The organism is Aeromonas mytilicola subsp. aquatica (genome assembly GCF_044336385.1).
In the GTDB taxonomy this organism is placed as follows: Bacteria; Pseudomonadota; Gammaproteobacteria; order Enterobacterales; family Aeromonadaceae; genus Aeromonas; species Aeromonas rivipollensis.
This window is the reverse complement of record NZ_CP172298.1, coordinates 1,097,244-1,110,635: the sequence shown is the minus strand read 5'-3', so window position 1 is coordinate 1,110,635 and position 13,392 is coordinate 1,097,244. Positions and strand designations below refer to the sequence as shown.

Sequence of the window (13,392 nt, the reverse complement as noted above, 5' to 3'; positions counted from 1 at the left end):
GTTACACCTCGCGTTTGGCGCACATCAGTTCGGCGGTACAAACCACTTCACCGTCGACGGTGGCAACGCCGGTGAACTTGGCGATGCCGCGACGCTCCTTCAGGAACTCTACGTCGAGCACCAGCTGATCGCCAGGGCCGACCGGACGCTTGAAGCGGGCATTGTCGATGGAGGCGAAGTAATAGAGCTCATTGGGGGACGGCTTGCCCACCATGGTAAAGGCCAGGATACCGGTCGCCTGGGCCATGGCCTCCAGGATCAGCACGCCGGGGAACACCGGCTTGGCCGGGAAGTGCCCCTGGAAGATCGGCTCGTTGAACGAGACGTTCTTGATGGCGCGCAGGGTCTTGCGCTCATCGCTGATCTCATAATTTTCCACCTTGTCCACCATCAGGAACGGATAACGGTGGGGCAGCAGATCCATGATTTCCTGGATCCCCAGGCTTTTCTTTTCAGTAGTCAAAACAGTACCCTATACCAATCGTGATTATTCTTGATCCAGCTTTTTCTCAAGTCGGCTCAACCGCTTGTGCATCTCTTCGATACGCATCACCCGGGCGGCGGTCTTACGCCACTCTTTATTGGTTTGCAGGGGAATGCCGGAAGAGTAGATGCCGGGCTCGGTAATGGGTCGCATCACCATGGCCATACCGGTGACGGTGGCCTGGTCGCAGATCTCCATGTGCCCGTTAAAGACGGAAGCGCCGCCAATGATACAGTATTTGCCGACCTTGAGACTACCGGCCATCACGGTCGAGCCCGCCACTGCGGTGCCGTAGCCAATCTCGACGTTGTGGGCGATCTGGCACTGGTTGTCGATGATGACGTTGTCCGCGATGCGGGTGTCTTCCAGGGCACCGCGGTCTATGGTGGTGCAGGCACCGATTTCCACCCGGTTGCCTATGGTCACGCCACCGAGCTGGGGGATCTTGATCCACTCGCCACGCTCGTTGGCATAACCGAAACCGTCGGCCCCGATCACGGTGCCGGCTTGCACCAGACAGTCCGTGCCCAGGGTCACGTTATGATACAGGGTGACGTTGGCCCACAACCGGGAGCGTGCTCCCAGTCGGGTATTCTTGCCAACGAAACAGCCCGGACCTATGCGGACATCATCCCCCAGCACGACGCCGGATTCGATGACCGCATTGGCGCCGATGGCCACTCTCTCGCCCAGTTGCACATCCGCCGCTATGACGGCACTCGGATGTATATCCGTGGCCGGCTGCGGTGTGGTGTCCAGCAGTTGGGCTACCCGGGCAAACCCCACATAGGGATCTTTGAGCACCAGGGCATTGGTGGGGCAAAACGGCAGGTCCGCCTCAGTGATGAGCACGGCAGTCGCCTTGCTCTGCTCCAGGAAATGCCGGTACTTCTTGTTGGACAGGAAGGCAATCTCCCCCTCCCCGGCTTTTTCCAGTGTCGCTACCTTGCGGATTTCCCGGGTCCCATCCCCATGGACCTCGGCCCCCAGTTGCTGGGCCAGCTGTGCGAGAGTGAATGCCATCAATTAGTTGCTCTTGCTTACCTGAGAGATAACCTGGCTGGAGATGTCCAGCTTGCTGGCGGCATAGGGAGCAGCATTGCGCTCCAGCACCAGATCATAGCCATTGCTCTTGGCGATGGAATCGATGGCAGCCTGTACCTTGGTCAGGATCTTGTTGCGCTCTTCAGCCTGACGACGACCGTTGTCCTGCTCGAACGCCTGACGCTTCTGATTGAACTCCATCTGCAGCTTGGCCAGCTTCTCCTGGTTCTGCTTCTTCTGCTCGTTGCTCATGAAGGCTTCGTCCTTCTTGAACTTCTCGACCAGAGCCTGACCGTCGGATTCCAGTTTCTGCAGCTCGCGCATGCGCGGCTCGAACTCACCCTTCAGCTTCTTGGCCACGGCTTCACGCTGGGGCAGCTTTTGGAAGACTTCGCCCATGTCTACCACGGCGATCTTGGTCTCAGCCCAGGCGGAGCCCATACCGGCAGCCATCAGTGCAAAACTCAAACCAGCTACTTTCAACGCTTTATTCACACTTACTCCTTGGTCCCTCGGTTGAGGGCTACCTGATTTACCTGATTGTGCAAGCGATCTCTGGGACCGGCTTGTTACCTGGTGAGGCACGCAAGCTGCGCGTCCCATCATTGAATACCCCCACCGAAGTGGGGGAGCGTCCGCGCCCTTAGAAGGTACGGCCGATGTTGAAGGAGAAGACTTCGGTATCGTCCCCTTCGTATTTCTTGAGCGGTTGTGCAATCACGAACACCAGGGGGCCCATGGGGGAGAGCCACTGCAGTGACAGACCCGCCGACATCCGGATATTGGTGGGGTCAGAATAGTCCATCAGATAGTTACAGCCACTGAAGCAACGGTTCTGGTACTGACCATATTCGAAGGTGGTGTCCCACACTGTACCGGCATCGATGAAGAAGCTGGTCCGCAGCTGGGGCTGGTAGCTTTCAGACGCGAACGGCGTCGGCACTATCATCTCGAGGGAGGCCACCGCCAGGGCATTGCCCCCCACAGAGCTGTCGGTGCCCTGGATCACGTCGTTACCGCCCAGGTTGTAGTAGTAGAGCGCCTTAGGACCGACTGTGTTGCTCTTGAAGCCGCGCAGGGTATCGAAGCCACCGGCATAGTAGTTCTCGAAGAAGGGCAGCACGTGGTCGTAGTCACCGTTGCTGCCATAGCCATTGCCGTAAGAGGCGCGGGCCTTGGCCAGCATGACCCACTGGTGGTCCGCATCAAACGGGAAGTAATGGGAGTCTTCGGCGTTGAGCTTGAAGTACTGCAAATCCATGCCAGGCACAGTCACCTTGGCGTTCACCCGCTGACGGTCACCCGCTGTCGGGAACTGACCCTTGTTGAGGGTGGAACGGGTCCAGCCGGCGGTGACATCCACAGTGTTGAACACCATGCGGTTGTCGCCGTCCAGGTTGGCCTGGTACACCTTCCAGAACTCATCCACCTGCACATAGGGGTTGGGCTGGGACAGCTTGTTGTTCTCGTAGCCGAGGCTGAAGTCGAGACGGTTGTTCTCGTTGACCGGGAAACCACTGGAGAGGCGGAAGCCTATGGTGGTGTTTTCGTAGTCGACTATGTTGGCATCGGCCGCGCTGAACTTGTTGTAGTAGAGGCGGCCGCCCAGGCTGACGCCATCGACGGTGAAGTAGGGATCGTTGTAGCTGAGATCGATGTTCTTCGAGTAGTCGTTGGTGCTGGCATTGATGCCGATCTTCTTGCCGGTCCCCATGAAGTTGTCTTGCTGCAGGCCCGCCTGCAGGCTCAGACCAGACTCGGTACCGTAGCCGATGCCGGCGTTGATGGAACCTGCCGGTTGCTCCTTGACCTTGAAGTCGAGATCGACCTGATCGTCGCTCCCCGCCACCCGCTTGGTATCCACTTCCGCGGTCTCGAAGAAGCCGAGGCGGTTGAGACGGGTCTTGGACTGCTCGACGTTGTCGGAGGAGAGCCAGGTGCCTTCCATCTGACGCATCTCGCGACGCAGCACTTCGTCCTTGGTGGTGACGTTGCCGCTGAAGTTGATGTTGCGCACATAGACACGGGGGCCCGGCTCTATGTTGACGATCAGCTCCACTTCCTTGGTCTGGTCATTGACCTGGGGGAAGGTGACCACTTTGGGGTAGGCATAGCCATAACGGCCGAGGAACTTGGAGAGCACCTCTTCGGTGTGGGTCACCTGGCTGGCGGAGTAGACGCTGCCCGCCTCTATGGGGATGAGCCCCTTCATATCGCCGCCACGGTCGATGAGATCGCCCTTGAGCTGCACGCCGGAGACCTTGTACTGATCCCCTTCCTTGATGTTCAGGGTGACGTAGACGCCCTTCTTGTCCGGGGTCATGGAGACCTGGGTGGACTCCTGGGCGAAACGTATGTAGCCGCGGTCCATGTAGTAGGAGCGCAGCACTTCGATGTCACCGGCCAGCTTCTGCTTCTGATAGCGCTGATCGCCGGTGAAGTTCCACCAGGGCACGTCGTCCTTCAAGGAGAGCTGGGCCAGCAGTTTCTCTTCCGGGAACACCTGGTTGCCGACTATGTTGATCTGCTGGATCTTGGCCGCTTCCCCTTCCACGAAGGTGAACTTGAGGTCGACCCGGTTGCGAGGCAGCGGGGTGACTATGGCCTTGACCTTGGCGGAGTACTTGCCCACGCCGTAGTAGAAATCTTCCAGTCCCTTCTCGAGGGAGCTCAGCACGGTGCGATCCAGGGGATCACCGACGCGGATGCCGGAGGACTCCAGGCTCTGGGTCAGCTGCTCCTCCTTGATGTCCTTGTTGCCGGAAAACTCGATGCTGGAGATGGTCGGGCGTTCCTTCACCACGACTTGCAGCACCTGGCCGTCACGATAGACCTTGACGTCCTCGAAGTTGCCGGAGGCATAGAGCTTCTTGATGGCGTTGGCCAGGGCCACCGAGTCCACGGAGTCACCGACCCGGACCGGCAGATTCAACAGGGCGGCGCCCAGGGTCACCCGCTGCAGACCCTCGACCTGAATGTCTTGCACCACAAAAGAGGCAGGGGCCGCCTGAGCCAGGAAGCTGGCTCCCAGCAGGCAACTCAACACCAATGCTTTTTTAACAGCCATTTTGTTCTTATGTGTCCTTGTTGATGCTCTAGCCTCAGAGGCGAGCGAAATCATTAAACAGCGCAATGCCCATCAGTAACATCAGAATGGCGGCGCCTATCCTGAACCCAATTTCCTGAATTTTTTCTGGTACCGGCTTGCCGGTGACTGCCTCGATGAGGAAGTAGACCAAATGGCCCCCATCCAGCACCGGCAGGGGGAACAGATTGATGATCCCCAGGTTGACGCTGATGAGCGCCAGGAAACCGAGGAAATAGACCAACCCGTAATCTGCGCTGCTGCCAGCCCCCTTGGCGATGGAGATGGGGCCGCTCAGGTTGTCCAGGGAGACGATGCCACCGATCAGCTTGCCGATCATGTCAAAGGTCAGCGTGATCAGGCTCCAGGTCTTCTGGACCCCATGCCACAGGGCTTGCAAAGGCCCATACTGTAACAGAACTCGATACTCATCCGGTAATGGAACCAGTTGCGGCGACAAGCCGACGAAACCGACCAGCTGGCCCCGTACTTTTTTCACATCCGGGGTCAAGGTCAGGGTCAGATCGCTGCCCTCGCGCTCCACCGTCACCTGCAGTGGCTGCTCCGGTGATTGCTGCACTCGCTCGACAAACTCGGTCCATTCGGTGATCGCCTGATCACCCACGCCCTTGATGCGATCGCCCACCTGCAGACCCGCCTTCTCGCTGGCGCTCGAGGGCACTATGGCCTGCACCACCGGCAGCACCTTGCCGCCGAGGGGGACTATCCCCAGGCTGCCGATGGGGGACTCTTTGTCCGGATCGAAGGTCCAGCTATCCAGCATCAGCGTCTTGTCGACGGCGTAGCTGGCGCCTGGCGCCTTCAGCTTGAGCTGTACCGATTTGTCACCGAGATGGCTGATGAGGGCATAGGTCACGCTCTCCCAGTCTCCGGTGGCCTCGTCGCCGACGCCGACGATCTCCATGCCAGGCTCTATGCCGGCCTGGGCCACTATGGACGCAGAGCGCACCTCGCCGACCACCGGCTTGACGCTGGGCACCCCTATCATGAACATCAGCCAGAAGGCGAACAGGGCAAACACGAAGTTTGCCATGGGGCCGGCCGCGACTATGGCCATCCGTGCCCAGACGCTCTTGTGGTTGAAGGCCTGTGCCTCCTCCCCCGGCTTGAGTTCATCGACCCGGCCGTCCAGCATCTTGACGTAGCCACCCAGCGGGATCAGGGCCAGCACATATTCGGTGCCATCCTTGCCGATGCGGCGCCAGATAGCCTTGCCAAAGCCGATGGAGAAACGCTCGACCTTGACGCCGCAGCGGCGGGCTACCCAGAAGTGGCCAAATTCATGCACCGCCACCAGCAGCCCCAGGGCCACGATGAAGGCACCAATATTCCATAACAAGGCGCCCATCAGCCGATCACCTCGGGGTCATGTCCAGTTAGGCGCTCGAGGGCGTAGAGAGCGGCACCAGGCCACCACAGTCCGTTCATACGGCAAGCTCCTCTATCAGTTGCTGGGCATGGGCACGGGCCCTGCCATCCAGCGCAATCAGATCCTCCAGCGAACCTGCGGCACTGGTGCCCAGTGTCGTCATGATGGATTCGTTGACTCTGGCAATATCCATAAATCCAATGCGCTCTGCAAGAAAAGCCGCGACGGCCTCTTCATTGGCGGCATTGAGAGAGGTGGTCGCCGCCTGTCCTTGCTGGCAGGCCGCCATGGCCAGTGCCAGGCAGGGATAACGGGCGTAGTCGGGGCGGATAAAGCTGAACTCTCCGACACTGAAGAAATCCAAAGGTTCCACACCGGACTCAATCCTGGCCGGGTAGGCCAGGGCGTGGGCTATGGGGGTACACATGTCCGGGTTACCCAGCTGGGCCAGCACTGAACCGTCCTTGTACTGCACCATGGAGTGGATCACCGACTGGGGGTGGATCACCACCTGGATCTGCTCAGGGAGGGCGTTGAACAGCCAGCGCGCCTCTATGTATTCCAACCCCTTGTTGATCATGGTGGCGGAGTCCACCGAGATCTTAGCCCCCATGGACCAGTTGGGGTGCGCCACCGCCTGGGCCGGCGTGACCCTGGCCAGCTCGTCGATGTCGGTATAGCGGAAGGGGCCGCCTGAGCCAGTCAGCAGTATCTTGCTGATGCCCGCCCCGGCCAGATCGCAGAAACCAGGCTCGCGCTGAATGGCCTCGGGCAGGCACTGGAAGATCGCATTGTGTTCGCTGTCGATGGGCAGCAGCTCGGCGCCATGGTGGCGCACCGCCTCCATGAAGAAGGCGCCGGACATCACCAGGGCCTCCTTGTTGGCCAGCAGGATCCGCTTGCCGGCACGCACGGCGGCCATGGTGGGTGCCAGACCCGCCGCACCGACGATGGCCGCCATGACGCTGTGGGCGTCAGGGTGAGCGGCCACTTCGCACAGGGCAGCCTGACCGCAGAGTACCCGGGTGGGGCAGCCGTGGGTCTTGAGCCGACCGGCCAGATCGCTGGCGGCGCTCTCATCCACCATGACGGCGAAACGGGGGGAGAATTCGAGACAGTCCCGCACCATGGCATCCACGCTGCGAGCCGCGGTCAGCGCCAGCACCTGCCAGCGCCCCGGGTTCTGCCGCAGCACCTTGAGGGTGCTCTGACCGATGGAGCCGGAGGCTCCCAGAATGACCAGATTGCGCATCAGAACTCCTGACCGAGTAGCAGATAGCTGAGCAGGAAGACGGGCAGCGCCGCCGTCAGGCTGTCGATGCGATCGAGGATGCCGCCGTGGCCCGGCAGCAGGGTGCCGGAATCCTTGATGCCGGCCTCACGCTTGAACATGCTCTCGGTCAAATCGCCGAGCACGGACGCCAGCACCGCCAGCAGGGAGCAGAGCAGTACCACCCCCATCTTGGCCGGCACGAAGCCCATGAACCAGGTCACGCCTATGGCCAGCACGCTGGCGGTAAAGAGGCCGCCCAGCATACCTTCTATGGTTTTACCCGGGCTGACGGCCGGGGCCAGCTTGTGCTTGCCGAACGCCTTGCCGAAAAAATACGCGCCAGAATCTGCCGCCCAAACCAGGCCCATCACGAACAGCAGGATCCAGGCCCCCATCATGGGGTCGTGATAGAAGTTGTACCCACGGATGGCCACCAGAGACCAGAAGAAGGGCACCAGGGTCACCAGACCGAACAGGGACTTGAGCCAGACGGACTCTTTCCACAACCTGGCGCTGCGGGGGTAGCGCAGCACCAGCAGCAGCCCGAGCAGCCACCAGCTGATGGCGGTCCAGAGCACGCCCATCACCAGCGGATGCAGCTGGGGGATCCAGAGTTGCTCTACCGGCACCCAGAACAGGCTGGCACCGAGCAACAGGCAGAACACCAGCGGCAACCATTGTTGCGGCTGGGCAGAGACGAAGGCGCTCCACTCACGGCTGGCCAGCAGAAAGACCAGGGCAGCGAGCAGGGCAAAGAATTTCAATGGCAGGAAAAACAGTGCCCCCAACACCAGGGGTACTAACAGTAATGCGGTAATAATTCGTTGTTTTAGCAAAAGAAACCTCTCTCTTGGGAGCGGGGTTTAGCCGGTCTGTTGCGCGGCGATCAATTCCCGTATCTGTTCACCCGTACACCCGAAACGACGCTCGCGAGCAACGAAGGAGGCAACTGCCCCGCTGAACTCGGCCTCGTCAAAGTCGGGCCACAAGACCGGGGTAAAATAGAGCTCGGCATAAGCAAGCTGCCATAACACAAAATTGCTGATGCGATGATCCCCGCCGGTACGGATCAGCAGATCCACCGGAGGCAGGTCGGCCATGCAGACCTGGCGTGCCAGTGCCTCTTCATCGACCGCCTCTGCATCCAGCTCGCCCGCTGCCACGGCGCGAGCCAGCCTGCGGGCCGCCTGGGCTATGTCCCATTGACCGCCATAGTTGGCGGCGATGTTGAGAGTCAGTCCCTGGTTGCCGGCGGTCAGGGCCTCGGCCTTGGCGATCTTGGCCTGCAGCCGTTCACTGAAACGGGCGGTATCGCCGATCACCTTGAGCCGGATGCCATTGCTGTGCAACTTGTTCACCTCGCGGCCAAGCACCGTCATGAACAGCTCCATCAGGGCATTGACCTCCCCTTCCGGGCGGCGCCAGTTCTCACTGGAAAACGCGAACAGAGTCAGCGCCTCCATCTTGGCACGGGCGGCAAAGGCCACGGCCTCACGCACGGATTTCACGCCCGCCTTGTGGCCAGAGACCCGCATCTTGCCACGGTTCTGAGCCCAGCGACCATTGCCATCCATGATGATGGCGACGTGACGAGGCAAGGACGAGCTGGCGCTATCGCCTAGCGCTGCCAAAAGCGACATTCATTTCTCCCACAAAGACAAAAGCGCCGTGCAGGGGCACTACACGGCGCTCGTAATATACCTGTCGGAGGCTTAGATTTCCATTAGCTCCTTTTCCTTCGCGGCCAGGGCGTCATCCACCAGCTTGACGAAGGCGTCGGTCAGTTTCTGGATCTCTTCCTGGGCACGACGGTCGTCGTCCTCGGAGATCTCCTTGTCCTTCAGCAGCGCCTTCAGGTCGGCGTTGGCATCGCGACGGATGTTGCGCACGGCAACCCGGGCACCTTCGGCTTCGGCACGGACTATCTTGGTCAGATCGCGGCGACGCTCTTCGGTCAGCGCAGGCAAGGGGACGCGCAGAGTCTGGCCATTGCTGGACGGGTTCAGGCCCAGATCTGAGGTCAGGATGGCTTTTTCCACCGCCTGGATCATGGAGCGATCGAAGATGGAGATGGACAGGGTGCGGGCATCTTCTGCCACTACGTTAGCCAACTGTTTCAGAGGAGTGGCGGCACCGTAATACTCCACCTGGATACCGTCGAGCAGGCTCGGGTGAGCACGGCCGGTACGGATCTTGGACATCTGGGTCTTGAGCGATTCTACGCTCTTGGCCATGCGGTCCTTGGCGTCGTTTTTAATCTCGTTGATCACAGTGGTTTTCCTTTTGGCGAACGAGCCGGCATGCGGCCCGTATCTATCTTGTTTACTGGCGTAATGGACAAGCGCGCCAGGCGGCTCAGGCTTGTCTTACTTGCTGACGTGGTGGATCAGGGTACCTTCCGGCTCACCCATGATAACCCGACGCAATGCACCCGGTTTGTTCATGTTGAACACCCGGATCGGCAGATCGTGGTCGCGGGCCAGGGTAAAAGCAGCAAGATCCATCACTTTGAGTTCTTTTTCAAGAACTTCATCATAACTCAGTTCTTGATAGAGCACTGCATCCGGGTTCTTGACCGGATCATCGGTGAACACACCATCGACCTTGGTGGCCTTGAGCACCACGTCGGCTTCGATCTCGATGCCGCGCAGGCAGGCTGCGGAGTCGGTGGTGAAGAAGGGGTTACCGGTACCGGCGGAGAAGATCACCACCTTGCCGGCACGCAGCTGGCTGATGGCCTCGGCCCAGCTGTAGGAATCGCAGACACCCTGCAGGGAGATGGCAGACATCAGACGGGCATTCACATAAGCACGATGCAGGGCATCACGCATTGCCAGGCCGTTCATGACGGTCGCCAGCATGCCCATGTGGTCACCCACCACGCGGTTCATGCCCGCCTTGGCAAGACCGGCACCACGGAACAGGTTGCCGCCGCCAATGACCAGACCGACCTGAACACCCAGCTCAACCAGCTCTTTGATCTCTTGGGCCATCCGCTCCAGCACCGCTGGATCAATGCCAAAACCCTCGGATCCTTGCAGGGCTTCACCACTCAACTTCAGAAGAACACGTCTGTATGCAGGCTTGGGATTGGTACTCATGTCACTGATTCCTGGTCATATAAAGACCGCGACATAAGTCGCGGTCTGGGGAAACGGAAAAACCGGTTCGATTAGGCCTTCTGAGCGGCCGCGATCTGGGCTGCAACTTCAGCCGCGAAATCGGTCTCTTGCTTCTCGATGCCTTCGCCCACTTCGAAACGGGTGAAGGAAACAACGTCAGCGCCTTCTTTCTTCAGCAGCTCAGCCACAGTGATGGACGGGTCCTTCACGAAGGGTTGACCAGTCAGGGAAACCTCACCGGTGAACTTCTTCATGCGGCCTTCAACCATCTTCTCGGCGATGTCTTTCGGCTTGCCGGAGTTGATGGCGATGTCGATCTGAATTTCGCGCTCTTTGGCAACGACTTCAGCAGACACGTCTTCAGGCTTGACGAACTGCGGGCTGTTGGCAGCGACGTGCATGGCCAGATCTTTGGCCAGGTCGGCAGTACCGCCGGTCAGCTTGGTGATAACACCGATACGGGAACCGTGTACGTAGGTACCCAGGTTGTCACCTTCAACCAGCATCACGCGACGCAGGTTCATGTTCTCACCGATCTTGGCGATCAGGTTGGTGATGGTCAGCTCGACGGACTCACCGTTACCGAAATCGGCGGCCTTCAGGGCGTCGATGTCAGCAATTTTCTGGGTCGCGGCGATGTCGGCGATCTTCTGGCCCATGGCCATGAAGCTGGCGTCTTTGGCGACGAAGTCGGTTTCGCTGTTCAGCTCGATCATGGCGGCAATGTTGCCTTCGGTACGGGCGAAGATCACGCCTTCAGCGGCGATACGGCCCGCTTTCTTGGCGGCCTTGGCCTGACCGGATTTGCGCATGTTCTCGATTGCCAGCTCGATGTCACCAGCGGCTTCTTCCAGCGCTTTTTTGCAATCCATCATGCCAGCGGCAGTGCGCTCGCGCAGTTCTTTTACCAGGGCGGCAGTAACGTTAGCCATGTCCAGTATCCTCGGTCTTGAATTGACAAGAAACAGGGGCCACAAGGGCCCCTGCTAACCAATTACATCAGCTTGGTTAATAAGGGCTTTACAGTCCTTATCAATTACTCAGCTTCAACGAAGCCATCTTGTTCGGCTTGAACAACGATGTCCTGAGCGCGAGCTTCCAGTACGGTGTCAGCAGCAGCATTCAGGTACAGCTGTACGGCACGGATAGCGTCGTCGTTACCCGGGATGACATAGTCAACGCCGTCCGGGTTGGAGTTGGTATCAACGATGGAAACTACCGGGATACCCAGGTTATTGGCTTCTTTGATAGCGATGTGCTCGTGGTCGGCATCGACAACGAACAGAACGTCAGGCAGGCCGCCCATGTTCTTGATACCACCCAGGCTCTTCTCCAGCTTGTCCATTTCGCGAGTACGCATCAGCGCCTCTTTCTTGGTCAGCTTGTCGAAGGTACCGTCTTGGCTCTGGGTTTCCAGATCTTTCAGGCGCTTGATGGACTGACGAACGGTTTTCCAGTTGGTCAGCATGCCGCCCAGCCAGCGGTGGTTAACATAGAACTGGTCGCAACGCTCAGCGGCTTCTTTTACGGCTTCAGACGCGGCACGCTTGGTACCTACAAACAGGACCTTGCCCTTCTTGGCAGCTACGGAGCTGATGAAGTTCATGGCATCGTCAAACATCGGAACGGTTTTTTCCAAGTTGATGATGTGAACCTTGCTGCGGGCGCCGAAGATGTAGGACTTCATTTTCGGGTTCCAGTAACGAGTCTGGTGACCGAAGTGAACGCCGGCTTGCAGCATGTCGCGCATAGAAACTTTAGCCATTTTATACCTCTGTATTGGGGTTAGGCCTCCACACATCCCATGTAACCGACCCCAAAGGGGCACCCCGGTACAGGTGTCGATGTGTGTGTGTTATTGATTAAGGGTGATGGCATGAGGACACAAGTTCCCCATTCCGGCGCGCTTTATACCATAAGTTTGGTCAGGACACCACCAGATGGACCGCTAAAAATGGATCCCGGCGGGGCTGCGACTGCTGGATGACGTTGCGATGACGATCACACTGGAAGTAAACGGGGGTTGGGGATAAAATTTTGCCCTGATTGCAAACGCATCTATTTTTCATTACCTGATTGTTGGGCATCGGCAGGATGCGCAGTCGGGCCCCAAGAGAGATCCCATGTCCATTAAAATCAAGACACCGGAAGAGATTGAAAAGATGCGCATTGCCGGCCAGCTGGCCGCCGATGTGCTGGTCATGATCGCCCCCCATGTCAAGGCTGGCGTCACCACAGACGAGCTGAACACCCTGTGCCACAACCATATCGTCGAGGTACAGCAGGCCATTCCCGCGCCGCTCAACTATCACGGCTTCCCCAAGTCCATCTGCACCTCGGTCAATGATGTGATCTGCCACGGCATCCCCAATCACAAGAAGCTGCGGGAAGGGGACATCATCAACCTGGACATCACCGTCATCAAGGATGGCTACCACGGCGACACCTCCGCCATGTTCATTGTGGGCCAGACCACGCCCCTACGTCGCCAGTTGTGCAAGGTGGCGCAAGAGAGCCTGTACGCCGCCATCAAGCAGGTGCGTCCCGGCATGTGCATCACAGAGATAGGCGCCGTGATCCAGCCCATCGTCGAGCAGGCCGGTTTCTCCGTGGTACGTGACTACTGCGGCCACGGCATCGGCAGCGAGTTCCACGAAGAGCCGCAGATCCTGCACTACCGCAACGGCGGCAAGCTGGAACTCAAACCGGGCATGTGCTTCACCATAGAGCCCATGGTCAACAGCAAGAAGTACCACTGCCGCATCAATCCCAAGGATGGCTGGACCGTCACCACCAAGGACGGCGGCGACTCCGCCCAGTGGGAACACACCCTGCTGGTCACCGAGGATGGCTGCGAGGTGCTCACCCTGCGCCCCGATGACACTATCGACCGCGTCATCAAACACAGCTAACATCGAGCCCCGGCCCTGACCTCAAAGCGCCGGGGTTTTTACTGCCCGTTCCAGCCGTTTGCCTGCCACTTGTGTGTGAGAT

At 59.2% G+C, this 13,392-nt stretch carries 13 protein-coding genes; 1 reads left to right on the top strand and 12 read right to left on the bottom strand.

Annotated elements, in window-relative coordinates:
• Position 1: 1 nt before the first annotated feature.
• The 12 genes from fabZ to rpsB form a co-directional block, all read right to left on the bottom strand.
• Positions 2–463, bottom strand: a complete 462-nt coding sequence (gene fabZ / locus ACFWHB_RS05395) for a 3-hydroxyacyl-ACP dehydratase FabZ (RefSeq protein ID WP_010673414.1) — start codon at positions 461–463, stop codon at positions 2–4.
• Between the two features lie 24 nt (positions 464–487).
• A complete protein-coding gene (lpxD, locus tag ACFWHB_RS05390; RefSeq protein WP_106887881.1) occupies positions 488–1,507 on the bottom strand; it encodes a UDP-3-O-(3-hydroxymyristoyl)glucosamine N-acyltransferase in 1,020 nt (339 codons plus the stop codon).
• Between the two features lie 3 nt (positions 1,508–1,510).
• Positions 1,511–2,023: an OmpH family outer membrane protein gene (locus ACFWHB_RS05385; protein WP_025327908.1), complete on the bottom strand. Its 513-nt coding sequence runs from the start codon at positions 2,021–2,023 to the stop codon at positions 1,511–1,513.
• Between the two features lie 148 nt (positions 2,024–2,171).
• Positions 2,172–4,595 (bottom strand): outer membrane protein assembly factor BamA, encoded by a 2,424-nt coding sequence (gene bamA / locus ACFWHB_RS05380; protein ID WP_111909928.1) that lies wholly within the window; start codon positions 4,593–4,595, stop codon positions 2,172–2,174.
• Between the two features lie 34 nt (positions 4,596–4,629).
• Complete coding sequence (gene rseP / locus ACFWHB_RS05375) at positions 4,630–5,982, bottom strand: sigma E protease regulator RseP (RefSeq protein ID WP_234677242.1); 1,353 nt, start codon at positions 5,980–5,982, stop codon at positions 4,630–4,632.
• Positions 5,983–6,058: 76 nt separating this feature from the next.
• A complete protein-coding gene (gene ispC, locus ACFWHB_RS05370; protein ID WP_168235615.1) occupies positions 6,059–7,255 on the bottom strand; it encodes a 1-deoxy-D-xylulose-5-phosphate reductoisomerase in 1,197 nt (398 codons plus the stop codon).
• Entirely contained in the window at positions 7,255–8,112 is an 858-nt protein-coding gene (locus ACFWHB_RS05365) for a phosphatidate cytidylyltransferase (protein WP_041206258.1), read from the bottom strand. The genes ispC and ACFWHB_RS05365 overlap by 1 nt, the downstream gene beginning before the upstream one ends.
• A gap of 27 nt (positions 8,113–8,139) precedes the next feature.
• Positions 8,140–8,916, bottom strand: a complete 777-nt coding sequence (uppS, locus tag ACFWHB_RS05360; protein ID WP_025327913.1) for a polyprenyl diphosphate synthase — start codon at positions 8,914–8,916, stop codon at positions 8,140–8,142.
• A 72-nt stretch (positions 8,917–8,988) separates the two neighbouring features.
• Positions 8,989–9,546 (bottom strand): ribosome recycling factor, encoded by a 558-nt coding sequence (gene frr / locus ACFWHB_RS05355; protein ID WP_106886072.1) that lies wholly within the window; start codon positions 9,544–9,546, stop codon positions 8,989–8,991.
• Between the two features lie 96 nt (positions 9,547–9,642).
• On the bottom strand, positions 9,643–10,377 hold the full coding sequence (gene pyrH / locus ACFWHB_RS05350; RefSeq protein ID WP_025327915.1) for a UMP kinase: 735 nt from the start codon (positions 10,375–10,377) through the stop codon (positions 9,643–9,645).
• 71 nt (positions 10,378–10,448) lie between these two features.
• Positions 10,449–11,330, bottom strand: coding sequence for a translation elongation factor Ts (gene tsf, locus ACFWHB_RS05345; protein ID WP_025327916.1), 882 nt, complete (start codon positions 11,328–11,330; stop codon positions 10,449–10,451).
• A 104-nt stretch (positions 11,331–11,434) separates the two neighbouring features.
• The gene (gene rpsB / locus ACFWHB_RS05340; RefSeq protein ID WP_025327917.1) at positions 11,435–12,163 is read right to left on the bottom strand and encodes a 30S ribosomal protein S2; all 729 of its coding nucleotides are present in this window, start codon (positions 12,161–12,163) and stop codon (positions 11,435–11,437) included.
• A 358-nt stretch (positions 12,164–12,521) separates the two neighbouring features.
• On the opposite strand from rpsB, the gene map reads away from it, so the two are divergent.
• A complete protein-coding gene (gene map / locus ACFWHB_RS05335; RefSeq protein WP_106886071.1) occupies positions 12,522–13,310 on the top strand; it encodes a type I methionyl aminopeptidase in 789 nt (262 codons plus the stop codon).
• Positions 13,311–13,392: the final 82 nt, after the last annotated feature.

Excerpts from the sequence above, each read along its gene's own strand:
- lpxD (WP_106887881.1), bottom strand. The coding sequence starts at position 1,507 with ATGGCATTCACTCTCGCACAGCTGGCCCAGCAACTGGGGGCCGAGGTC.
- bamA (WP_111909928.1), bottom strand. The coding sequence starts at position 4,595 with ATGGCTGTTAAAAAAGCATTGGTGTTGAGTTGCCTGCTGGGAGCCAGC.
- rseP (WP_234677242.1), bottom strand. The coding sequence starts at position 5,982 with ATGGGCGCCTTGTTATGGAATATTGGTGCCTTCATCGTGGCCCTGGGG.
- ispC (WP_168235615.1), bottom strand. The coding sequence starts at position 7,255 with ATGCGCAATCTGGTCATTCTGGGAGCCTCCGGCTCCATCGGTCAGAGC.
- uppS (WP_025327913.1), bottom strand. The coding sequence starts at position 8,916 with ATGTCGCTTTTGGCAGCGCTAGGCGATAGCGCCAGCTCGTCCTTGCCT.
- pyrH (WP_025327915.1), bottom strand. The coding sequence starts at position 10,377 with ATGAGTACCAATCCCAAGCCTGCATACAGACGTGTTCTTCTGAAGTTG.
- tsf (WP_025327916.1), bottom strand. The coding sequence starts at position 11,330 with ATGGCTAACGTTACTGCCGCCCTGGTAAAAGAACTGCGCGAGCGCACT.
- rpsB (WP_025327917.1), bottom strand. The coding sequence starts at position 12,163 with ATGGCTAAAGTTTCTATGCGCGACATGCTGCAAGCCGGCGTTCACTTC.
- map (WP_106886071.1), top strand. The coding sequence starts at position 12,522 with ATGTCCATTAAAATCAAGACACCGGAAGAGATTGAAAAGATGCGCATT.